The organism is Psychrobacter sp. GP33 (assembly GCF_014119005.1).
Taxonomy (GTDB): Bacteria; Pseudomonadota; Gammaproteobacteria; order Pseudomonadales; family Moraxellaceae; genus Psychrobacter.
Window position 1 is genome coordinate 38,824 of sequence record NZ_JACGYX010000004.1, and the last position, 22,933, is coordinate 61,756.

Here is a 22,933-nt window from a genome sequence, read left to right on the forward strand (position 1 = left end):
ATAAAACAATTCTACTCAGGCAACTCTGTCAATGTTTCAACATTGCGCGCAATAATCAATGCCATACGACCAGTTGCAGGCTGCTTCAAATGAGTCTGACGACGATAAGAATAATATTGCTCATTTGCATAACCACAAAAGCGCTGTCTTTCATTGCCAATTTCGACATCTAAACTTAATAACTGATAAGCCGCAAGTTTGGGTAAGTCTATGTTGACTTTGTTAGGGCTTATTGTAACGTTATTTACGCATTTATCAACATTATTTTGCAAACTTTTATCGATAGATTTAATTTTAGCTGGAGCGACTGCACAGAATAGCTTATCAAACTCCTGAATATATTTATCTGTTAACAATTGGTTTTTTATACAACCGGATAATAGCTTATCGCTAACTTGACTGTCCACTTCATAATTTGCTTGGCTAATAGAAACCCCTATCCACGCCGTAATCTGAGTCGTGTCAGTAAAACGCTCTACAGTGGCTTTAATAACGCCACATGCCAGCCCTTGCCAACCTGCATGAATAGCAGCTATTTTCCCAGTGCTTGGTTGATATAAGACGATAGGAACACAGTCAGCAGTCATGATTGCCAGTCCCACATTAGACTGCTGACTGACCAGCGCATCCGCATCGGATGGCTGCATACTAAACTGATTAACATCCACATCATATATCTGTTTGCCATGCACTTGATTAACCCAGTGCAAACTCTCAATAGGCGATTTGTGCTTGGCAGCAAGATGCTGATTTATGGTTGCTAACAAACTCATACGGTTATCTAACACCTTTGTCGCATGGTCATTCACATGCAGACCTACATTCCCTTTACCATAACTTGGCTGCCCTACTTGGTTCATGTGCTGACGACTTATTGACCCCATATCATTTGACACCATATCAGCATCAGCAAAAGCTGCCGTCTGGAAAACGGTCACATCACCAAGCGTCGCAAGTACCATCATAGGAAAATTATGAGTCATAGTATGGGTATTATCCTAGATATCGTCTTTCTATCTCATAACAGTTTACAGTCATGATAGCTTATAGCGCTCATTTTTTAATTCTTCGTCGTAGCCATCACTTAATACCGCTATCAGCTTTTCCATATCTTCTGGTATCGGTGTGGTGACTTCAATATCTTCACCCGTAACAGGGTGCACAAAACCCAAGGCATAGGCATGCAACGCTTGACGTGGGAAGTTACCGATTGCCTGACGCTGCTGCTCGGTTAACCCGGAGCGCAACTGACGACGCCCACCATAGACGCGATCGCCAACCAGCGGATAAGTAATATGACTCAAATGAACACGGATTTGGTGCGTGCGTCCAGTTTCAAGTCCAATATCTAATAAGCAATAATTATCATTTAATGGTGTGACATTTAACAAGTGGGTGACGGCTTCACGTCCAGCAGTCATTACGGTCATTTTGGTGCGCTGATTACGGTGACGCCCAATAGGCGCATCAATACGACGATGGCGCATCAAGCTTGCCTGATCACCAGCAACGACACATCGATAATGACGATAAACTGACTTATCTTTAAGCTGTTCCATTAATGCCATTTGGGCAGGCTTGGTCTTACCAATTAACAATAGCCCTGAAGTGTCTTTATCAATACGGTGCACCAGACCTGCTCGTGGCAAATGATGCTGCTGCGGATAGTGATACAACAACGCATTAACCAATGTACCAGTTTGATTGCCCGCACCTGGATGCACGACCATACCAACTGGCTTATTAATTACCAAGACATCATCGTCCTCATAGACCACATCAATATCGATATTTTCTGGCAAATCATGGCTATGCTGTTGCAAAGTGGTCGAAAGATGCAATACATCACCTGCTTTACAGCGCAGTTTAGGTTTTTGCACCGCACCGTTATAGAGCAAGCTGCCGTCACTGATCCAGCCTTGCAGCTGAGCACGTGAAAAATTGGTAAAGGCTAGAGAGGCAATCTTATCAATACGCAGCCCGCTTTCAGCTTCAGTAACTATATATGTCTCATCGATCACATCTAGTCCTGAACTCGTAGCAGGCGCGTCATCATCTTGTACGTCATCATCGTCAATACTGTCGTTTTCGATATCGTCATCAATATCTTCACCTTCTGTGTTATCAAAAAATGGTGAATCGTTATCATCTAGCATCGGCTCATTTAACAAGTCATCTGTATCCGCAAGCATCTGCCCTGATAATTCTGCTTCTGATAAAGGCGTATCTGGCTTAGTTTTAGAGATAGGTTCAGGCATAGATTTAGACATAGATTTATTCGTTATATTTGTGGTCATAGCATCATTATTCATGGCAAGTTAATATATAGCAAAGTCACAATCGTGAGCTTTATAAAAAAGATAGACAATTTTTAGCCATTAAAAATAATAATATCGGCAATAAAAACCAGTCTAATGTCGCTATAGTGTAGCATGACCAACGCTCAAGCCATATAGCTACCCTGCGTTATCTATGCATTGGTTAACACAGATGTGTGAGTATCGAATATTTTTAGCTTATTGCTTGCCCCATCTTACCTCTACGTAACACGCTTAAAATGAATGCGCATTGATAATTTACTAAGACTCTTATCAACAACAGAACTCAAAAATATAGATACCACTATTCAGCACGATTCTCCCTCACCCAAAGCGCTTACCATGCTAAACTGTGGGCAAAATACGTTACGGTTATTAATAGCACATTATCATCGCGCGCCCGTCAACTACAAAATAGCTGACGAAAAAATAGACGAGACGCACTTTATTCTATAAAGTAGGCGATATTTTGCAGGTAACTTTGCAGGTGATTATGCAGCGGTAATGGACATTATTATTAAATGTTTCACTGACCTGTATATATGCCTTTGCAATAACAGATTTTTATCATTAACCAGTTCTATAGCATAATAGCGCTATTGTTATTATTCATCTTGTGCGGAGAGAAGTATGCGCCCTGTTGGCAACACGTTTATCAAGCTATCATCAATCACTTTATTGGCGTTAAGTGTCAATTTGGTGGGTTGTCAGACCTTTAAAAACTTGACCAATAAAGATGCCGATACGATAGAAACTGCGCAGAAATCTGAGCAGAACTATTACCGTGACGCCATTACCCAAATTGATAAAGGTCGCTATACTCAAGCCATTGAAGACTTGACCAATCTGCGTACCTTTTATCCTACTGGTCAGTTTTCTGAACAGGCATTGCTCGATATGATGTATGCCCAGTACGCCAGCGGCAGCTATGAAACTGCAGCGTCTAGTGCTGAGCAGTTTATTCGTCTATACCCTTCTAACCCGCAAGTCAGCTACGCCTATTACGTGCGCGGTGTTGCCAATATGCAAGGGTCATCGGAAGGCATTAAGCTTTTCAAAACCAATCAAGCCAAGCGTGATACTGCCTATTTGCGTTTGGCATTTGCTAATTTTCAAGAGCTGATTAATAAATATCCAAACAGCCCTTATGCGCCAGATGCGGCGCAACGGATGCTGTTTATTTACAATCAATTTGCCCAAAGTGAGCTGACCGCTGCCAACTGGTATATCAAACGTGATGCTTATGTTGCCGCAGCGAATCGCGCCAAGTGGACTTTCCAATATTACCCACTGAGCGAATCAGTACCTGAAGCCATTGCTATTTTGGCTTATAGTAATCAACAGCTTGGGCTGACGGATTTGGCAAATGATTATAAAACGCTATTGCGCATCAATTATCCAAACTGGATAACCGCTGATGGGCGCGTAAAATTAAGTACCAAAGCGGATCGCACATGGTTGAATAAACTTACCTTTGGTCAATTGGGGCGTTCAACCGTGGAAGGTGCCTCACTTACTGAAGGTCAATATGACGGCGCGACAAAAACGCAAATGATTTATGATGCTGCCAAGCTGACCTTACCTGCAGCTAATGCTGGCAATACAGCGTCGCGCGCTACACTGGCACCTGCTCGTAGCGGCGTTAATATTGGTTTAGGTTTACCAGAAAATGCTACTGAACAGGTAACAGGACAAGGCAGCGCTTCTGACGCGGCAACAGATGCGGTCGTTGAGCCACAAAACACCAATCCAACGCGCCGTACCACGCTTCCTAATAAATAATAATCGTTCTAGAAAGCTGACCCCATTTAGTCGCGATTATTATTGCTAGTTATCATACAACTTATGCTAAAAATAAGGTCAACTGTCTGGTTGACCTTATTTTTCTTTTTTTAGCCGTTTTTAGAGCTATTTTCATTATTTTTATTGTTACTGATTTTATTATTACCTAGTGGTGAACTATTTTTTGTATGAGTATCCCTAATCATATTCTTGAACAATTAAACAGCCAAGCTGACCTTATCAGCATCATTGGTCGTCATACCACACTGAAACGTGCTGGTGGTGAATATAAAGGCTGCTGTCCGTTTCATGGGGAAAAATCGCCTTCGTTTTATGTTAATCCGCAAAAAAATATTTACCACTGCTTTGGCTGTAGTGTCGGCGGTAACGCCATCAGCTTTTTGCGAGATTATGAAAACCTTACCTTTATGGAAGCGGTCACTGAATTATCTAAGCAAACAGGCATTGAAGTACCAAAAGAAGAGCAACAAAACGTGCGCTATCAACGCACGAAAGCTAAGCCTAAGCCGAAATCTGTTCAATCACCGTCAGTATCTAGCCCACCTGTTAGCACTAAAAATCCGGTTAAAGCTATTGATGTGCCGTCTATCAGCTCTACTTTAGACAATCAGCAGCAACCACAACAGCAGACAGATTATGATAGTAATGGGTATGCAGATTACCCCCCATTAGACAGTTATGATTCAGATAACTATAGTTCAATGCCTTATATGGCTGACGGTTATGGCGCTAACTATACTGATAACTACGACAGTAATTATGGCTCAAAACATCACAACGAACATCAAGGTGAGCATCAAGGGGCGCATAGTTATCCGCCAGGTGATGCTATGCATGCAGGCTTTGGTAGCGATAGCGCAGACAATATAGTTCATGATAAAGACGGTAATCTATACGAATTACTGATCCAAATTCAGCAGTTTTATCAGCAGAATTTGACCAGCCATCCGCATGCCATGCATTACTTTAAGTCGCGCGGTATAACTGAGCAAAGCTTAGAGACCTTTAGGCTTGGCTATGCGCCCTTTGGTTGGCAACATCTTGAACATGCTTTTCCGCAGGATATCGAAGGTCTTAAAGCATTGGGCTTGGTGCGCCAATCTGATTCTGGACGCGATTATGACTTGCTGCGCGATCGGATTATCTTTCCAATTCGAGACAATCAAGGTCGCACCATTGGCTTTGGTGGACGCGCTTTAGATGATGAGGTAAAGCCTAAATATATTAACTCTTCGGACTCACCTGTTTTCCATAAGCAGCATGTATTGTATGGCTATTATGAGTCACGCCAACAGCGGGCAAATGACTGGCTGGTGGTCGAAGGTTATATGGACGTGATTGCTTTACACCAAGCTGGCATTTATGGCGCGGTGGCGTCGATGGGCACGGCGATTAACGAGAGTCAAATCTCACGCTTATTAACGCTAAATCCAACTTTAACCTTAAGCTTTGATGGTGATAGTGCGGGACAAAAAGCCGCGTGGCGCACCCTTGAGATTGCCTTACCCATCTTAAGCGATGATAAAGAATTACGCTTTTTAACCCTACCTAACAGTCATGACCCTGATACCTTTATTAAGAGTAATGGCGCAGATGCCATGCGTGAGCAAATCGTCAATGCCATGCCATTGTCGCAATATATTTTTGCTTATTTAAGTGAGCGCCACGATTTATCTTTGGTTGAAGGTAAAGCCAAGCTCATGTCACAAGTGCGTGCACTGACGGCAGCATTGCCAAAAGGCAGCAGCTTTCGCTATCTACTGAACAATGACATTTACCAAAAACTTGGCGGTAGACGCAGCCAAAATAGTGAAGCAAAAGACGCTTTATTAAACTTTGATGGCGATATGACCATCAGCCAGCAGTTACAGCTGTGTTTATTGTTCCAGCCGCGTGTGCTCCGCGATGACCCTATTGAAGCGATTTGGCAGCAAGCAGGTATCGACCGCCTTACTTTACCAGCACACATTCAGCAAAGAGCGCCGACCGATGCCAATCGCCCACTTGCTTGGGCAGACCTGCAAGATAATGCTCTACTCGATGTGGTCAATACCACTCAGCGTTGCCTAGAGTGCCTCCCAACGGATGTAAATGCCGCGGCACATTTTATTTTGTCCAATCTAGAGCCAATTACTCAAGCATCGCTTAGTCGCAGTTGGGGTGGATTTTTTAAAACCTTAACTGCGAGAAACATTCTGAGTCTGGATGAGCAAATTGAAACCTTAGTGATGCAGCTGATTAATAATAGTATGCAAAAAAAGATGCAAGATTTAATAAAAAACCCCGATACTATTAGGCTGGCTATTGTGCGCAAGCAAACGCAATTACTCAATGACTGGCTACGCGCGCAGCAAGCGGAACAATCAGCGCAAATGATTAGCGTTTAACATATATTTTGGCTCACTTTTGCTTAAATGGTCGCTTAAACAATTACTTATAATGGGTTAGCCCTTTAAAACTATACGCCTTAACCCCATTATTAATGATTATGCGCAACAAGCCTTTATAATGAAATGGTGAAAAACAGCAGATTATGACGGTTTAGCAGCACCTTGACGGATAGCCATAGTCTGGATTATATAGACTGTGTTAAAATATGCCGCTGTCATGTTTACTATATGTTGTTACCGCATATTAATGACAACTATTTTTAGGGTTTAAAATCTAATATTCGCCCTACCAATTACATTTTTTAAAGATTTATATTATTTAAGTAAGACTTTGAATGATTTGAGATTTTAAGTTTTATTAATATCCATTTATTTTTATTATTAATGATACGCCTGACGTTTTTTGGTCACCATATAGAGTCGATCAACGCCCACCCCGCATCACGTTTCAGCAGGTCATATAATGAAGATTCCCGACGCAAACAAAGTGAGTATTTATGAACGATAAGTCAGTTTCTAAGTCCACATCTCAACTGGCCACCTTAATCCAAATGGGTAAAGAGCAAGGGTATCTGACCTATGCTGAGGTGAATGATCAGTTGCCTGACTCGATCACAGAAAGTGATCAAATCGAAGATATCGTCCAGATGTTAACCGACGTTGGTATCAAAATCTTTGAATCAGCACCTGATGCTGATGACATTTTGATGAATGACGATTCTAACGACGATGAATCGGCAGCGGATGAAGCAGCAGCCGTATTAGCAGCGGTTGAGACCGATCCCGGTCGTACCACTGACCCTGTACGTATGTATATGCGTGAAATGGGTACGGTTGACCTACTTACCCGTGAAGGCGAGATTGCCATTGCCAAACGCATCGAAGAAGGTATTCGTGATGTTCAGCATGCTATGTCTTATTGGCCGGGAACAGTGCAATTTGTACTAGATGAATATCAAAAAGTCCAAGATGGCGAAAAGAAACTCTCTGACGTCATTACTGGCTTTTTAGATCCTGAAACTGAGGAAGATAAAGCGGCAACGTTAGCTGCGAAAGAGGCAGCAAAAGAAGAAGCCGCCGCTGCGAAAGAAGAGAAAGTTCCTGTCATTAAAGCAAAATCTAAAGCCAAAGTCGACTTAGATGATGACGAGGAAGAAGAAGCAGATGTGGTTGAAGACGACGATGCCGAAGAAGAAACTGGTGGTATTGATCCAGAAGAAGTACGCATGCGTTTGGAAGAAATTGAAGGCTTATTCATCACTGCCAAACAAGCATTGCTAGATTATGGTCGTGGTAGCGTACAAGCAAGCGAAGCGTATGAACAGCTTGCCTGCCGTTTCATGATGCTTAAGCTCAACAACCGCTTATCAGACCAAGTCATGGCCATTATGCACGACGTTTATGACGATGTGCGCAAGCAAGAGCGTCAAATCATGCGTCTGGTCATTCGCCGTGGTCGTATGCCGCGCGAAGAGTTCCGTAAGACCTTCCCAAGTAACGAGACCAACGTCGATTGGCTCACCGAACGTCTAAAAGGTAAGCCTGGATTTGCCGCGACGCTTGAAAAAGTGACCGACGATGTGATTCTTTTACAGCGTGCTATCCGTGATTATGAGCATAAGCTCGACATGGAAATCCACGACATGAAAGACGTCGCTCGCCGTATGGCAGTTGGTGAAGCTAAAGCCCGCCGTGCTAAGAAAGAAATGGTTGAAGCCAATTTACGTCTGGTTATCTCTATTGCCAAAAAGTACACCAACCGTGGTTTACAGTTCTTGGATTTGATTCAAGAAGGTAACATTGGCTTAATGAAAGCGGTTGATAAGTTTGAATATCGCCGTGGTTATAAATTCTCAACCTATGCGACATGGTGGATTCGTCAGGCAATCACCCGCTCTATCGCTGACCAAGCGCGCACCATTCGTATTCCAGTGCATATGATTGAGACCATTAATAAAATTAACCGGGTCTCTCGTCAATTATTACAAGAAATGGGACGCGAGCCGACGCCTGAGGAATTAGGCGAACGCTTAGAGATGGATGAAGCTAAAGTCCGTAAAGTGCTTAAAATCGCTAAAGAACCGATCTCTATGGAAACCCCTATCGGTGATGATGAAGACTCGCACCTAGGCGATTTTATTGAAGATGGTACTATTTCAAGCCCTGTTGATGATGCTACAGCTGCCGGTCTACGTGAAGCCACGCGTGATGTATTAGGCAACCTGACTGAGCGTGAAGCACGTGTGTTAAAAATGCGTTTTGGTATTGATATGCCAACCGATCATACGCTAGAGGAAGTTGGTAAGCAGTTCGATGTCACGCGTGAGCGTATTCGTCAGATTGAAGCAAAAGCTTTACGTAAATTGCGCCATCCATCACGCTCTGAACATCTGCGCTCTTTCCTTGAAAATGACTGATAAGCGCCTTATAAAGACAGTAGCTTTTTAGCATATTATCTTTTTGTATCGCAAAATATATGACCAAAAAGCTGAGCGCGTCTCAGCTTTTTTGTGTTTATTCGATAATCTATTGTTAAAATATTTGTTAAAATACTAGCAACATCTAAACCCCATTATAAAATAGCATTGAGGACTCTACCATGAGCGATAATCAACAAAAACCTAAAAAAGATGTCAACGTCTCTCAGATATCGTTAGGCAATGATAAAATAAAAGGTAAAAAAACCGATATTCAAAATCCTGAATTATGGGATTTTCCAATGAATTATCCGATGAGCATCATCGGTCATGAAGGTGAACACGAAACTTTATTAAATGAAGTAAAGCTGATTCTCGGTAGTCAGTTTCCTGATTTTGATTTAGCATCCATCGAAGTCAAACCGTCCAAAACGGGGCGCTTTCACTCTGCGCGCGTTAATCTATACCTAACTACCGCTGAGCAAGTGAACACACTGTATGCCGCACTTGATAGCGCGAAAACAGTACGCATCGTTATGTAGTCTGAACTTTTTAAATGAATACCTAGTTTCAAAATAAATAACTGACAGTAATCGCAATCGTCATGCTTTTGGGTGGCGATTTTTTGTGGTCTCAGGTACAATCAGCGCCCGTCATTACAAAGTCGCGAGCGCTTAAATGACCAACTGTTTCAAAGTTGCTGCTACAAGAAAATACAAGCATTTTATTTTATTTTTTTTATGAATTCGCCTATCCCTTGCCCCATCGCCCTTTGCTAAACATTACGCCCGCCATCAACTGCTGGCAACATAGTTTCCCTCTAAAATCAATATAGCATTTTCAAAATTTTCCCGCTATATTGTGCCTATCTACTAACCCACACGCTATATATAGTGTTTACTGTTTTTAATACTAACAGTGACTGACGGTAGCTTTTTGCGTTGAAAAACTGCAATAGTTACTGTGATAAGTGATTGTACGGTAATAAAAACCTGACGAATAGTATTTATAAACGCCAATACCAGCAATAAACAACCGAGGCCAGCATGACACATATTGATAAAATTAAAGTGACCAAACGCGATGGTAGTCTTGAGCTTATTAATTTAGATAAGATTCATAAGGTTATCGAATGGGCGGCTCACAAGTTAAATAATGTGTCGGTATCACAAGTGGAGCTGAAGTCGCATATTCAGTTTTACGAAGGCATCAAAACTCGTGATATTCACGAAACCATCATTAAATCTGCGGCTGACCTCATCTCTGAAGATACCCCTGATTATCAATATTTAGCGGCACGTTTGGCAATTTTCCATTTGCGTAAAATTGCTTATAATAAATTTACCCCGCCACCGCTATTTGACCATGTGCAAAAGCTAACCAACGATGGTAAATATGATGCTCATATCTTAGCTGATTATAGCCGCGCTGAATTTGATGAGTTGAATGACTATATCGACCATTGGCGCGATATGAATTTGGCTTATGCTGCTGTTGAGCAAATGGCAGGTAAATACCTCGTGCAAGACCGCGTGTCCAAGACCGTTTTTGAAAGCCCGCAGTTCTTATATATGCTCGTTGGAATGTGTCTGTTCGCCAGCTATGACAAGTCAAATCGCCTTGACTACGTAAAGCGTTTCTATGATGCAACCTCACAATTTAAAATCTCATTGCCTACTCCGATTATGTCAGGCGTGCGTACCCCTTCACGTCAGTTCAGCTCATGCGTGCTTATTGAATGCGGCGATAACTTAGACTCAATTAACGCGACCACCAGCGCTATCGTACGCTACGTATCGCAGCGTGCAGGTATTGGCATCAATGCCGGTCGTATCCGCGCCCTTGGTAGCCCTATCCGTGGCGGTGAAGCACAACATACAGGTTGTGTGCCGTTTTATAAACTGTTCCAAACCGCGGTAAAATGTTGCTCACAAGGTGGCGTTCGTGGTGGGGCTGCAACTTTATTCTACCCATTATGGCATCTCGAAGTTGAGTCGCTATTGGTACTAAAAAACAATCGCGGCGTAGAAGACAACCGTGTCCGTCATATGGATTATGGCGTTCAGCTTAATAAAACGCTATATACTCGTTTGATTAAAAATCAAGACATTACCTTGTTTTCGCCATCTGACGTGCCGGGCTTGTACGATGCTTTCTTTGAAGATCAAGACAAATTCGAAGAGTTATATACCAAGTACGAGCAAGACAAATCAATCCGTCAGCGCCAAATTCCAGCAACCGAGTTGTTTAGTTTGATGATGCAAGAACGTGCCAGCACCGGTCGTATTTATATTCAAAACGTCGACCATTGCAACACCCACAGCCCATTTGACGCCAGTGTTGCTCCGATTCGCCAATCCAATCTCTGTATGGAAATCGCGCTACCAACCAAGCCACTTGATAATATCAATGACGAAGCCGGTGAGATTGCACTATGTACGCTATCTGCGGTGAACTTGGGTAAAGTTGAGCACGTTAGCGATATCGAAGAGCCTGCTGAGCTGATTGTTCGTGCGCTTGATGCCCTGCTCGATTATCAAGACTATCCGGTAAAAGCCGCTGAAAATGGCAGTATGCGTCGCCGTACCTTAGGCGTTGGCGTGATTAATTATGCGTATTATCTGGCGAAAAATGGCGTGCGCTATTCAGATGATTCAGCACTTGGTCTGACCCATCAAACTTTTGAGGCGTTGCAATTCTATCTCTTGAAAGCGTCAAATAAATTGGCAAAAGAGCAAGGCGCGTGTCCGGCATTTAATGAGACCACTTATTCGCAAGGTATCTTACCGATTGATACTTATAAAAAGGATTTGGATAAAATCTGCCAAGAGCCGCTACATCTCGATTGGGAAACGCTGCGCACCGAAATCACCACCCACGGTCTGCGCAACTCTACCCTAACTGCCTTGATGCCGTCTGAGACTTCGAGCCAGATTGCTAACGCCACCAATGGTATCGAGCCACCACGCGGTCTGGTGTCTATCAAAGCGTCAAAAGATGGCATCTTAAAGCAAGTCGTGCCTGACATTGAGAATCTCAAATATCAGTATGAATTACTGTGGCAAATGCCGAACAATGATGGCTATCTAAAGCTGGTCGCTATCATGCAGAAGTTCGTTGACCAAAGTATCTCGGCAAACACCAACTATGACCCGACTCGCTTTGAAGGTCAGCGCGTACCGATGAAAGTGCTGCTCAAAGACTTATTGACCGCGTATAAGCTTGGCGTAAAAACCTTGTATTACCACAATACTCGTGATGGCGCGAATGATGCGCAAGCGGATATGGAAGATGATTGTGCTGGCGGGGCTTGTAAGATATAGGTTTACAGGAGAGGCTCTTTAAATATAATTTCTGATAGATGGCGGGTTTGGCTTTTGGGTTGAGCTCGCTATGTTTCAATATTGAGACTAGCGGTGAAACCTCTGTGCCAAGTAAGATTATTGTATCATTGGCTTAAAAAATAGAATGGTAATTTATGACTATATAAATAATTATAGACTTACTACATGAGACCATATTTCATGATTGATAAAGAACTCTTAACTTCCTATTTCACAAAAAGCCAAAATATTTCTTGGCCTTGTTCAACTTGTTCTAATGGTTATTTAGTGATTAATGAGGATACGTTTTTTAGTAAAGAAACTTCTGTTTCTCAAAAAGGACACTCTCACTATGGATGGGAGCCAGAATGGGTTAGTTTCGTATATAGTTGCATTTTTAGATGTTCAAATAACAATTGTAATGAACAGTTTGCAAGCTCAGGTCATGGTTGTTTGGATGTGGATATAGAGGAAGATGACCACGGTATCCCACAGCAAGTTTATTCACCATGTTTCGAGCCTTATTATTTTTATCCATCATTAAAAATCATCGACATACCTGAAAATGTTCCAGATGATATTACTAATCAACTTAATAAGTCTTTTGAATTATTTTTTAGCTCTCCTTCTGCTGCAATAAATCATGCACGCTCCGCCTTGGAGCTAATATTGAATCATCTCAAAGTACCAAAGACTACTATAAACAATAAAAAGAAGAGAGTTAAAATAAACTTACACAATAGAATTGATAAACTAGCTAAGCAACATTCTGAACTTAAGGAATTACTTTTGGCAATTAAATGGATTGGCAATGAAGGTAGTCACCCGGAAAAGAGCTTAACCAAAAATGATGTCATCGATTTATATGAGATACTAGAACATGTTCTATCTGAGTTATTTGACAATAAATCTAAAACTATTCTAGCAAAAGCTAAAAGAATTAATAAGGCAAAAGGTATTAAGTAGTGCGGTTAACCAAACCTTAACTATCAATATATTTGATTAAAGGAAAATATTTTTGCTTTACCGCTATAATTAAAACACAGACAGAATAAAAATAACGGAGGTCATAGAGTGCAATATACCGCAATCATCAAAGACGGTGGTTTGTTTATCCCTAACGTATTTGCCGACCTAAATAATGGCAACGATGGTGGTGCGCACATTGTACAAGTCACCGTCGATATCGCAGCAGTGCGTCAGCAATTAAGCGCAAGCACAGAACCAAAACAAGAAATCCTAAAACAAGAGACAGTAAAGACCACAGCGCCAAAAGAAACAGCAGCAAAAAAACCAATCAAAAAGCAACCAAAAAAAGAAGCGCCAAAAGTATCACAAGACCTTGATTTGGGAACACACCACAATGGCGCTATCGGTGAGCTAGAAGCATTAAACGATAGTGAGCTTAGCGAAATCTTTAAAGCCTATATGAACGATGGACAGACACAGATATCGTTAGAAGATTTGTAATATAGAACGGCTCATAAAGCGTTGATAACGCGCTGTTGACCACATTTCTACAGCATTATTTTTAAATTTAGATTCATAATCGCATAACTTATAAAGGCAGTCCCATGACTTACTCGATTTTCTCTCAAACGCCAAATAACGCCCTAAAAGAACCGATGTTTTTTGGTCAGCCGGTTAATATTGCCCGCTATGACCAACAAAAGCACCCGATTTTTGAGCAATTGATTGAAAAGCAGTTGTCATTTTTTTGGCGTCCAGAAGAAGTCGATGTGTCAAAAGACCGCATGGACTTTGGCAATTTATCCTCGCATGAACAGCACATTTTTTTAAGCAATTTGAAATATCAGACGCTACTTGACTCGATTCAAGGTCGTAGCCCAAACGTGGTTTTGCTGCCATTGGTATCGATTCCTGAGCTGGAAACATGGATTGAGACATGGTCGTTTTCGGAGACCATTCACTCGCGCAGTTATACCCATATTATTCGTAATATCGTCAATGACCCAAGCCTCATATTTGATGACATTATGACCAATGAGCATATCTTGGAGCGCGCCTCCGATATCGCGCAATACTACGATGAGTTATATCATAGCTCGCAGCTGTATAGCTCATACGGTGCGGGCACGCATACGATTAACGGTAAAGAAGTCACCGTTGATTTAAAATCGCTGAAAAAGCAGCTTTATCTCTGCATTGTGGCGGTTAACGTGTTGGAAGCAATTCGTTTTTACGTGTCATTTGCCTGTTCATTTGCCTTTGCTGAGCGTAAGCTAATGGAAGGTAATGCCAAGATTATCAAACTGATTGCCCGTGATGAGGCGCTGCATTTAACCGGCACGCAGCATATGATTAATCTGATGCGTAACGGTAAAGACGACCCAGAAATGGCGCAGATTGCCAATGAATGTTACGAGCAAAGTATTGAGATATTCAAAAAGGCAGCTGAACAAGAAAAAGCGTGGGCTGGTTATTTATTTAAAGACGGCTCGATGATTGGGCTAAATAAAGACATTTTATGCCAATATATTGAATATATCACCAATTTACGTATGGAAGCAGTTGGCTTGCCGTCCGCGTTCCCGAATTCGAAATCAAACCCAATTCCGTGGATTAATACGTGGTTGTCGTCAGATAATGTGCAAGTTGCGCCGCAAGAGACCGAAATCAGCTCGTACTTGGTTGGGCAAATTGACTCAGATTTATCAAACACTGATTTTGATGACTTTGAGTTATAGGATTTTAATTATAAGCCTTGAGTTATAGCATTTAATTTATAACACGTGATTATAACTAAAAATTTGATGTATATTTAAACGTGATAGCGCTTTGTAGGATGAATGATGACTTGGGTAATAACCCCTAAAATGCAGTTTTATTTGCATGAGGATGAAAATTTGCTCGATGGCCTATTGCGTACAGGGCACGAGGTCAACTATCAGTGCCGCGAGGGCTATTGTGGCAGTTGTCGGATTCGTAAGATATCAAGCTCGCATGCGGTTGCTTATGCTGTTGCACCTTTGGCAATGATTGATGAAGATGAAATATTGCCTTGCTGTTGTCGGGTTCAAGGCGTGATTCATATCGATAATGAGTTAATAATAGAATAAGTTACTATAAACTTATTCTCTATAACCAATAAAAAAGCGCGCCCTCTTAATGTAGATGGCGCGCTTTTTTATTGATTCATGTTATTTTTTAACGATTATTTATTAGCATTTAATCTGTTAATTAACGTTTAGCCGCATCTTGTTCAAACAATTTGAGCAACTCTTCTCGCATGCGTAGGCGTTCTTCTTCAGACATTGGTGGGGCATCTTGACCTTGACCATCGCCATGATAGTTTGGCTGCCCAGTAAAGCCATCGTCATAAATAACATTAGGCTCTTCCGTTTTTTCCTGAGCTGGACGCTCCATTAATACAATTTTAACTTGCTTATTCTTACCACCGCGTAGCACTTGGGCATGCAGCTCGGTATTAGGCGGTTTACGCGCCACATATTGTACCAAGGTGTTGTCATCGGTCATCTCAACACCATCAATCGATAAGATAATATCGCCTACTTTCAGACCGCTTTTAGCTGCTGAACCTTGCGGAATGACGTTTAATACTTCCACCCCAGTTGAGCTCTCTAAACGCGTCGGGTCGCGCATCTGCGACTGTATTTCAATTCCTAACCATCCACGACTAACACGTCCATCTTTAATAAGCGCATTCATCACTTGCTCAACCAATGCGGTTGGAATGGCAAAGCCAATGCCCATCGAACCACCTGAGCGCGAGAAAATTACTGTATTAATACCGACCAGCTCGCCCTTAGCATCGACCAAAGCACCACCTGAGTTACCGGGGTTAATCGCGGCATCGGTTTGGATAAAGTCCTCATATTTATTAACCCCAAGCCCCGTACGACCAGTCGCCGAAATGATGCCTTGAGTAACCGTTTGTCCAACACCGAACGGATTACCAATGGCTAAAGCAACGTCACCCACCCGACTTGGCGCTTCACGGAAAGCCAATGGCGTTAATCCGGTCATCTCAACTTTAATCACGGCCAAGTCGCTATCAGGATCCGTACCAACAATTCTGGCACGACTTTTGCGTCCATCGTTAAAAGCAACGGTGATTTCATCCGCTTTTTCAATCACATGCGCGTTAGTGACAATATAGCCATCCGGCGACACGATGACTCCTGAGCCTAAATTGGTTGCGCCCTGACTATCAGGGCTGCCGTGATACTCAAAGAAACGGCGCAGAACAGGATCATCCATATATGGATGCTCTTCCATCACTTGCGTGGTATAAATATTGACTACAGACTGAGATGCGCGCGCGACCGCGTCATGATAAGAAGAAATCGGTGCTAAGCCATCGCTATTTGGGATAGCTATTTGTTGCTCAGCGGGTGGCGCGACAGGTTTTTCCCATTTCGCCTCTGATGGTGCCCTCATGCTCGCAAACAACCAGACAAATGCTGCAATGGCAATCAGCAATAAAATCCAAGGTAACCACTTAATAATAGCAACCTTATCCTTGGCGTTCGGGGATGGAGACATACAAAAACCTTTATATTAATAAAATAGGGATAAAAGATGGTGGTAATAAACTGGTACAGCAATACAAATTATAACTGCCAAGCCGCTACAATAGTACGCTATCCTGTAGCCTTTCAGTTATGACAGCTATCTGTCTGCTTTTGCCATTGTGCTGATATAACGAGTATAGTAACGCATAACAGTCACGCATAACCATTAAAAATAAGCTCAGTATTACGCTATTTGATATAAAAAAAGTAGATTTTATAAGGAAATATAATGACGATTACAAATCCGGCTATGCCAATCGATAATCAGCTGCTTAGTGCCCAAGCATTAACCCAGTTTTGTGATGACTATCTATCTACTGAGGAATTTAAAGATTATGCCCCCAATGGCTTGCAAGTCGATGGTGGTCAGCCCATCCAGTGCATTGTCACTGGTGTCACCGCTTGCGAAGCTTTGATTGATGCCGCAATTGCTGCCAATGCTGATGCCATTATGGTGCATCATGGCTATTTTTGGAAAGGTGAGCCAGAACCTCTTATTGGCATGAAGGGTCGACGAATTCGCAAGCTATTACAGAATGGCATATCTCTTATCGCCTATCATTTACCGCTTGATGCCCACCCTATCATTGGTAATAATGCCACGCTTGCCAACATGTTAGGACTGACGATTGTTGGTGGGCTATATCCCAATGAATCGCGTCCTGTGGGTAATATTGCCACTTGTGCGCCGCAAAGTTCAGAAACTCTTATTAATACCATCACACAAGCATTAAACCGTGCCCCACTCCATATTTCTAGCACATATCAGAATACGATTCATATTAATAAAGATGATGACAGTAAAGAGAGTACTAATAAGAATAGTCAGAAGAATACTGACGAGGCAAAATTGATTCAACGAGTGGGCATCTGCACAGGCGGAGCACAAGATATGATTGAGCAAGCGGCAACGATGGGCTGTGACGCTTATATTTCTGGTGAAATATCGGAGCGGACGACGCATAGTGCGCGCGAGCTTGGGATAAATTACTTTGCTTGTGGACATCACGCCACGGAGCGCGGCGGTATTCAAGCATTAGGCGAGTTGGTAGCACAGCAATTCAATATTCCCGTGACCTTTATCGATATTGCCAATCCTGCTTAAATGATTAATATCTTTGTTAATAATTAATGGTAGATACTCATCATAACAGAATATGTGCTAAATATTACTGTCTAAGTCATCTTACTTAATAAGAGGAATATTGTTAAGTTTTATCACACGCTTATTAATATATCTTGAATAATATGTCTATGCCCAACATATCATAAACTTGTAAATAACGATATATACACGTTTTGTCATGAGACGTTTAATCGACTACCGCCTCCGATTATGATATGAGTGTTATAGACGAGGATATCCCTATTATCGTCTGTGCTGCCGCTCGGCAACAGTTAAACCAATGATTAAGTTATCTATAATGGTGCAACCGCTTTCACTCAATAACGGTTTGCCGCTTAGCATTTGGGTTGCCATTGTCATTCTTTATTCATGACCTTATCTCAATTTGATGATATGAGTTTTTTATGATGCGACTTACTACTAAGTACTTCATAAATGTAAGCTTATATCAGCATACACTGTTTATTTGAGAAAAGCAGGATGGCGACTATCAGGAGACATTCATGCCGCGTATGACGTATCGCGCCAATCTATTGCCGCAAAGTACCAAACGCAGTATTTCTCGTTTATTTCACTCAAGCAAACCCACACCTAACCTTGTCAGCGATTCTGTTAACACTAACAACAATCTTGATTCCCCCATTATTTTTCCAATAACTCGTTTTCGTAAAACAAAAAAACTGGTGCAGATATCAAGTATTGCGTTGCTATCACTACCAGCGCAAAGCCTAACGACCATGCATATGGATATCAATACGCAAATACCGGCTTATGATAAAGTGATGCTACAACGGACCTTAACCATTGCTGCGGTTCCAGGTGACAGTACTTATTTTGCGACAGACGGCTTTCAGCATGGATTTGGTTATGATTTAGTACGCGGTTACGCAGATGAGCTCGAGGTGTCAATTGACCTAAAGGCCTATGCCAGTGATGAGGCAGCATTGCGCGCGCTACAGTCTGGCGCGGTTGATATGGCGCTTACTACAGCAAGTACGCAGCTTAGAAATGAACTGGCACTGCCTTCTATAAATATCAGCTGTGGTTATGATAGCAGCTTGACCAATAATGGGCTAAATCCTAAAGTCAGTTGGGCATTTAGACAATCGAATGACCCGTTGTCCCAAAAAGCCAGCTACTTTTTATGTGACAGCGTTAAGCTTGACAGTACCCAAAATTTGGCAGCATTTTACAATCAAAAGTTACTTAAAGATAATTATAGCCAACAACATTTTCAACAAACCTTAATAGAAAAACTGCCTGTTTATCAAACTTCATTTATTAATCAAGCAAAAAACTATGATCATGATTGGGAATTACTGGTTGCAATGGGTTATCAAGAGTCACACTTAAATGCAGATGCTGTCTCACCAACTGGAGTACGCGGACTGATGATGCTGACCAATAGCACGGCAAAAGCAATGGGCGTTGCTGACCGCGTAGATCCGATGCAAAGTATCGGTGGCGGTGCACGTTATTTGGAGCAGATGAAGTCCGACTTCGCTGATGTGCCAAAAACAGACCGTATTTGGTTTGCCCTTGCTGCCTATAATATGGGGCCAAATGCGATTAAAGGTATCCAGCAACAGCTAACGGCAAATGGTATTGATGATAAAAACTGGGCAAATATTTATGCATATTTGGCAAAAAATCAAGCCTCGAACAGTCGCTATGGTCAGGCCATGCAGTATGTCAGTAATATTAGAAGTTATCTTGAAATTATGAAACTGCAACCAGCATAGAACCTGTGTGCCATTTATTAAAAAAGCTGCTCTTTAATAAGAGCAGCTTTTTTATGGAAAAAACATAAATTAAACACAATCAATAACTCATTACTGGCGATTAGGTACTGTCATACGCTGTCCAAGCTGCAACATAGCATCAGGTGCGATTTTATTCATATCCGCCAATTCCTGCGTTGAGACACCATATTTACGTGCTAGCACAATCAAACTATCGCCTGATTCAACCTTGTAGCTTATGGTCGTTTTTGGAACTTTAATGGTTTGTCCAAGCTGTAGCTGAGCATTGGTTGCTATATTATTGGTTGCAGCCAAATCTGCTACTGACACACCGAAACGACGTGCTAAAGCAATTAGACCATCACCTGGCTGGACTTTATAGTTTTCAGTATTGCTTAAGTTTTTACCACTACTTGTATTACTGCTAGTCTCTACTGACGGAGGATTGCGGACGACTGCAGCTGTAGGCTCGCTTTTAGCAGGCGGAGTACTAGCAGGGGCGCTGGTGCTATTACTGCTGTTGCTAATAGAACTAGCACTGCCCACAGGCGGAATAGTAATAGTGCGACCCAATATCAGGTTTGAAGTGGGCGTCAATCCATTGGCAGATGCCAATTCGCTAATGCTAAGATTGTAGCGCTTTGCAATTGCCGTTAAGCTATCCCCTGATTGGACTTTATAGCTGGCTGGCTGATTCTTTAATTGGCGCTCAACTTGAATTTTAGAGACCGGCAATTTAATCACTTGCCCAACTTGCAGGCGCGCTTGTGCATCAAAGTTACTATTTACCGCTGCCACTTGCGCCGTACTTAGTCCAATGCTATTGGCAATACCTGTAAGGGTATCACCCGCTTTTACCGTATAGTTGCTGGTAGACGCATTGCTACTGCTAGAGACGGTAGCAGCACTATTCGTATTGTTATTGCTGCTAGGGCTTTTAGTGGTTGGACTACTGCTTGGCGTTGTTTTGGGTGGCGTGACTTTGCCTGCTACTAACCATAACTTTTGCCCTATCAACAAATCAGCACGGCTACTTAAATTGTTATAAGTCGCCAGCTGGGTGACAGATAAACCAAAACGATTGGCCGTACCAATTAAAGTGTCGCCCGTTTGTACCACATAGCTTTCAGGCTGTTTGACGGTAGCCGCAGCAGCAGGTAAAGGCTCAACATTTTTGGCATTGTATAGGTATAAAGTGCTTCCAGAGAATAACTTAGCGTTTGCATCTATCTGATTCCATTCTGCAATATCACGCCAGCTAACGCCGGCGCGACTGGCAATATTAGCTAACGTATCGCCAGGATTCACGGTATAAGTACTGCGAGTGCCCTTAGGTTTTTGATCACTGGCAGGGGGAGTTGCAAAGCTGAGCTTCTTATCTTGACCACTGGCTTCCAGAATAGACTGCTGAGTTTGAATCGCTGACAGATTAATATTACCATCAGCGTTAATCACTTCCTTGACTTCAGGCGTTTGGCGCATGATTTGCGCTGCAATAAAATCACGCTCTTCTTTGGTTAGTGCTGGCTCTTGAACGATAGTATTGTTTCGGGTAATCTGCGCTGAGGTCGTCGGCAAGCTATTACTATTTTGCAGCTCAGCATTAATTTTATTCATCTCAGTGCTGGTGATTGCAGGCTCTCTACTGACAGCAACGCTACTGCTATAAACAGAGCTACTGGTCGGCTTAGTTACTGGGGCAATATAACTGGTCGTTTGCTGAGGGACACGGGCACTGGCTGCATAATCTGCTAAGCCTTTGCCCGTGTTTGGCAAGGAGGAACTACCATAAGGCTGGCTATTATAGCTTGTTGTCGGCTTAGCAGCGCTCCCACTATAGCTCGGCGTTGGCGTATAACTTGGGGTAGAACTGCTTGGCATCGGCGTATAAGTAGGACTTGGAATACTTGCTGCACTTGCCGCAATAACATTGCTAGTCCCATTACCTTTTAACGAGCTGAGTTTGGCATCAAGATTGAGATTAACATCATGAGGGATTACCACGCGCTGTGGACCTGAAACATCAATACGGGCTGAAGTAAGCGCAGGATTTAGCTTTTGCAGCTCATCATAACTGACTCCAGTCATCTGTGCGACTTCCGCTAATCCTACTCCATAATTAACAGGCACACTACGAAAATGCTGACGATTCGCAATTGCTGGTAAATACACACCATACTGTGAAGGTTTCGAGACAATATCAGCGACGGCTAAAAAGCGTGGGACATAGTTCATGGTTTCAGTAGGCAATCTAAGCGACCAATAATCGGTTGGCAACCCCTGAGCCGCATTAGCATCAATCGCCTTTTGTACACGTCCAGGTCCAGCATTATAAGCAGCAAGTGCTAGCTCCCAAGTGCCAAACTGATTGTGTAAAGCAGTCAAAAAGTCATAGGCAGCGCGCGTAGATTCAATAACGTCACGGCGACCATCATAAGTACTACTTTGGTTTAGTCCATAAATACGTCCAGTACTGGGAATAAACTGCCACAACCCAGCAGCAGCAGCACTACTTGTTCCGGTCGGATCATAGGAGCTCTCAATCACCGGCAGTAATGCCAGCTCAGTTGGAATATTACGGCGTTCAGCTTCCCGCACCGTATGATACAAATAACGACTAGAACGTGCCGTGAGACGATTTAGGTAATCTTGTCGACTGGTAAACCAGCTTTTTTGTGCTTCAATACGGGGATCATACATGGGCTTACCAGCGTTCATTCGGTAGCCTGCACGCAGCCTATTCCATAAGTCACCATATTGCTGAATAGCAAGCTGACTGCTCTCTACCATCGTCATATCCGTTGCTTCTAACAGATCAGCCAACTCATCCAAACTCTCTGCATCTAAATAAGCAGTTGAATAACCTGTCGTACCACTTGGCTTGACAGTATTACTCTGATCAGTCGGGCGCTTGGTCACCGCAGTAGTATGAGGAAGTGCATTGGTATTTTTTGCAGGTGGCGTACTGCTACAGGCGCTGACAAGCAATGCTGATACGGCAAGGGTCAGAGGTAAAGCAATAAATGGTCGAGAAGATGAGAACACAGTAGGCATAATGATAGAATTTTCCTAACGAGATATAAATAAAGGATGAATAGTATAATAGGTAATACAAAATACTATGCAATAAAAATCAGACACTAGGCTACTATCAAAGATAGCAAGTGACATCAATATGATAAGACACCTTATAAGCCAGTAATACGACCGGTCAGCAATACGAATCTATCAGTGGCATTAGCTGCAGTATGCTGTTAA

At 42.4% G+C, this 22,933-nt stretch carries 15 protein-coding genes; 11 read left to right on the top strand and 4 right to left on the bottom strand.

The window, feature by feature from the left end; translation table 11 throughout:
* Positions 1-11: 11 nt before the first annotated feature.
* Both H2245_RS06610 and H2245_RS06615 read right to left on the bottom strand, forming a co-directional pair.
* On the bottom strand, positions 12-983 hold the full coding sequence (locus H2245_RS06610; protein ID WP_182406613.1) for a polyphenol oxidase family protein: 972 nt from the start codon (positions 981-983) through the stop codon (positions 12-14).
* A gap of 51 nt (positions 984-1,034) precedes the next feature.
* On the bottom strand, positions 1,035-2,156 hold the full coding sequence (locus H2245_RS06615) for an RluA family pseudouridine synthase (protein ID WP_182406826.1): 1,122 nt from the start codon (positions 2,154-2,156) through the stop codon (positions 1,035-1,037).
* A gap of 792 nt (positions 2,157-2,948) precedes the next feature.
* Between H2245_RS06615 and H2245_RS06620 the strand changes: the two genes are divergently transcribed.
* The 9 genes from H2245_RS06620 (at position 2,949) to yfaE (ending at position 15,331) form a co-directional block, all read left to right on the top strand.
* Complete coding sequence (locus H2245_RS06620; RefSeq protein WP_182406614.1) at positions 2,949-4,100, top strand: outer membrane protein assembly factor BamD; 1,152 nt, start codon at positions 2,949-2,951, stop codon at positions 4,098-4,100.
* Positions 4,101-4,288: 188 nt separating this feature from the next.
* On the top strand, positions 4,289-6,508 hold the full coding sequence (locus H2245_RS06625; protein WP_182406615.1) for a DNA primase: 2,220 nt from the start codon (positions 4,289-4,291) through the stop codon (positions 6,506-6,508).
* Positions 6,509-7,008: 500 nt separating this feature from the next.
* Positions 7,009-8,928, top strand: a complete 1,920-nt coding sequence (gene rpoD, locus H2245_RS06630; RefSeq protein ID WP_182406616.1) for an RNA polymerase sigma factor RpoD — start codon at positions 7,009-7,011, stop codon at positions 8,926-8,928.
* Between the two features lie 182 nt (positions 8,929-9,110).
* Positions 9,111-9,470: a YbeD family protein gene (locus tag H2245_RS06635; protein WP_220464394.1), complete on the top strand. Its 360-nt coding sequence runs from the start codon at positions 9,111-9,113 to the stop codon at positions 9,468-9,470.
* A 504-nt stretch (positions 9,471-9,974) separates the two neighbouring features.
* Positions 9,975-12,251: a class 1a ribonucleoside-diphosphate reductase subunit alpha gene (gene nrdA / locus H2245_RS06640; RefSeq protein WP_182406617.1), complete on the top strand. Its 2,277-nt coding sequence runs from the start codon at positions 9,975-9,977 to the stop codon at positions 12,249-12,251.
* Positions 12,252-12,452: 201 nt separating this feature from the next.
* A complete protein-coding gene (locus tag H2245_RS06645; RefSeq protein ID WP_182406618.1) occupies positions 12,453-13,217 on the top strand; it encodes a DUF4145 domain-containing protein in 765 nt (254 codons plus the stop codon).
* A 108-nt stretch (positions 13,218-13,325) separates the two neighbouring features.
* Positions 13,326-13,721 carry a hypothetical protein gene (locus tag H2245_RS06650; protein WP_182406619.1) on the top strand — a complete coding sequence of 132 codons (396 nt, stop codon included), beginning with the start codon at positions 13,326-13,328 and terminating at the stop codon, positions 13,719-13,721.
* Between the two features lie 104 nt (positions 13,722-13,825).
* Entirely contained in the window at positions 13,826-14,959 is a 1,134-nt protein-coding gene (gene nrdB, locus H2245_RS06655) for a class Ia ribonucleoside-diphosphate reductase subunit beta (RefSeq protein ID WP_182406620.1), read from the top strand.
* A 105-nt stretch (positions 14,960-15,064) separates the two neighbouring features.
* Positions 15,065-15,331 (top strand): class I ribonucleotide reductase maintenance protein YfaE, encoded by a 267-nt coding sequence (gene yfaE / locus H2245_RS06660; RefSeq protein WP_182406621.1) that lies wholly within the window; start codon positions 15,065-15,067, stop codon positions 15,329-15,331.
* A 121-nt stretch (positions 15,332-15,452) separates the two neighbouring features.
* Here the strand turns inward: yfaE and H2245_RS06665 are convergent, their stop codons facing one another.
* Positions 15,453-16,778, bottom strand: a complete 1,326-nt coding sequence (locus H2245_RS06665) for a S1C family serine protease (RefSeq protein ID WP_182406622.1) — start codon at positions 16,776-16,778, stop codon at positions 15,453-15,455.
* A 258-nt stretch (positions 16,779-17,036) separates the two neighbouring features.
* Between H2245_RS06665 and H2245_RS06670 the strand changes: the two genes are divergently transcribed.
* Together H2245_RS06670 and H2245_RS06675 are read left to right on the top strand one after the other, a co-directional pair.
* Entirely contained in the window at positions 17,037-17,912 is an 876-nt protein-coding gene (locus tag H2245_RS06670) for a Nif3-like dinuclear metal center hexameric protein (RefSeq protein WP_310734121.1), read from the top strand.
* A 524-nt stretch (positions 17,913-18,436) separates the two neighbouring features.
* Positions 18,437-19,675 carry a transglycosylase SLT domain-containing protein gene (locus H2245_RS06675; RefSeq protein ID WP_259365123.1) on the top strand — a complete coding sequence of 413 codons (1,239 nt, stop codon included), beginning with the start codon at positions 18,437-18,439 and terminating at the stop codon, positions 19,673-19,675.
* Between the two features lie 90 nt (positions 19,676-19,765).
* On the opposite strand, the gene H2245_RS06680 is transcribed toward H2245_RS06675, so the two are convergent.
* On the bottom strand, positions 19,766-22,729 hold the full coding sequence (locus tag H2245_RS06680; protein ID WP_182406623.1) for a LysM peptidoglycan-binding domain-containing protein: 2,964 nt from the start codon (positions 22,727-22,729) through the stop codon (positions 19,766-19,768).
* Positions 22,730-22,933: the final 204 nt, after the last annotated feature.

Coding starts and splice junctions, on each gene's coding strand:
- H2245_RS06675 (WP_259365123.1), top strand. CDS start 18,437: ATGCCGCGTATGACGTATCGCGCCAATCTATTGCCGCAAAGTACCAAA.
- rpoD (WP_182406616.1), top strand. CDS start 7,009: ATGAACGATAAGTCAGTTTCTAAGTCCACATCTCAACTGGCCACCTTA.
- H2245_RS06680 (WP_182406623.1), bottom strand. CDS start 22,729: ATGCCTACTGTGTTCTCATCTTCTCGACCATTTATTGCTTTACCTCTG.
- yfaE (WP_182406621.1), top strand. CDS start 15,065: ATGACTTGGGTAATAACCCCTAAAATGCAGTTTTATTTGCATGAGGAT.
- nrdB (WP_182406620.1), top strand. CDS start 13,826: ATGACTTACTCGATTTTCTCTCAAACGCCAAATAACGCCCTAAAAGAA.
- H2245_RS06635 (WP_220464394.1), top strand. CDS start 9,111: ATGAGCGATAATCAACAAAAACCTAAAAAAGATGTCAACGTCTCTCAG.
- H2245_RS06645 (WP_182406618.1), top strand. CDS start 12,453: ATGATTGATAAAGAACTCTTAACTTCCTATTTCACAAAAAGCCAAAAT.
- H2245_RS06625 (WP_182406615.1), top strand. CDS start 4,289: ATGAGTATCCCTAATCATATTCTTGAACAATTAAACAGCCAAGCTGAC.
- H2245_RS06665 (WP_182406622.1), bottom strand. CDS start 16,778: ATGTCTCCATCCCCGAACGCCAAGGATAAGGTTGCTATTATTAAGTGG.
- H2245_RS06670 (WP_310734121.1), top strand. CDS start 17,037: ATGACGATTACAAATCCGGCTATGCCAATCGATAATCAGCTGCTTAGT.
- H2245_RS06620 (WP_182406614.1), top strand. CDS start 2,949: ATGCGCCCTGTTGGCAACACGTTTATCAAGCTATCATCAATCACTTTA.
- H2245_RS06615 (WP_182406826.1), bottom strand. CDS start 2,156: ATGCTAGATGATAACGATTCACCATTTTTTGATAACACAGAAGGTGAA.
- nrdA (WP_182406617.1), top strand. CDS start 9,975: ATGACACATATTGATAAAATTAAAGTGACCAAACGCGATGGTAGTCTT.
- H2245_RS06610 (WP_182406613.1), bottom strand. CDS start 983: ATGACTCATAATTTTCCTATGATGGTACTTGCGACGCTTGGTGATGTG.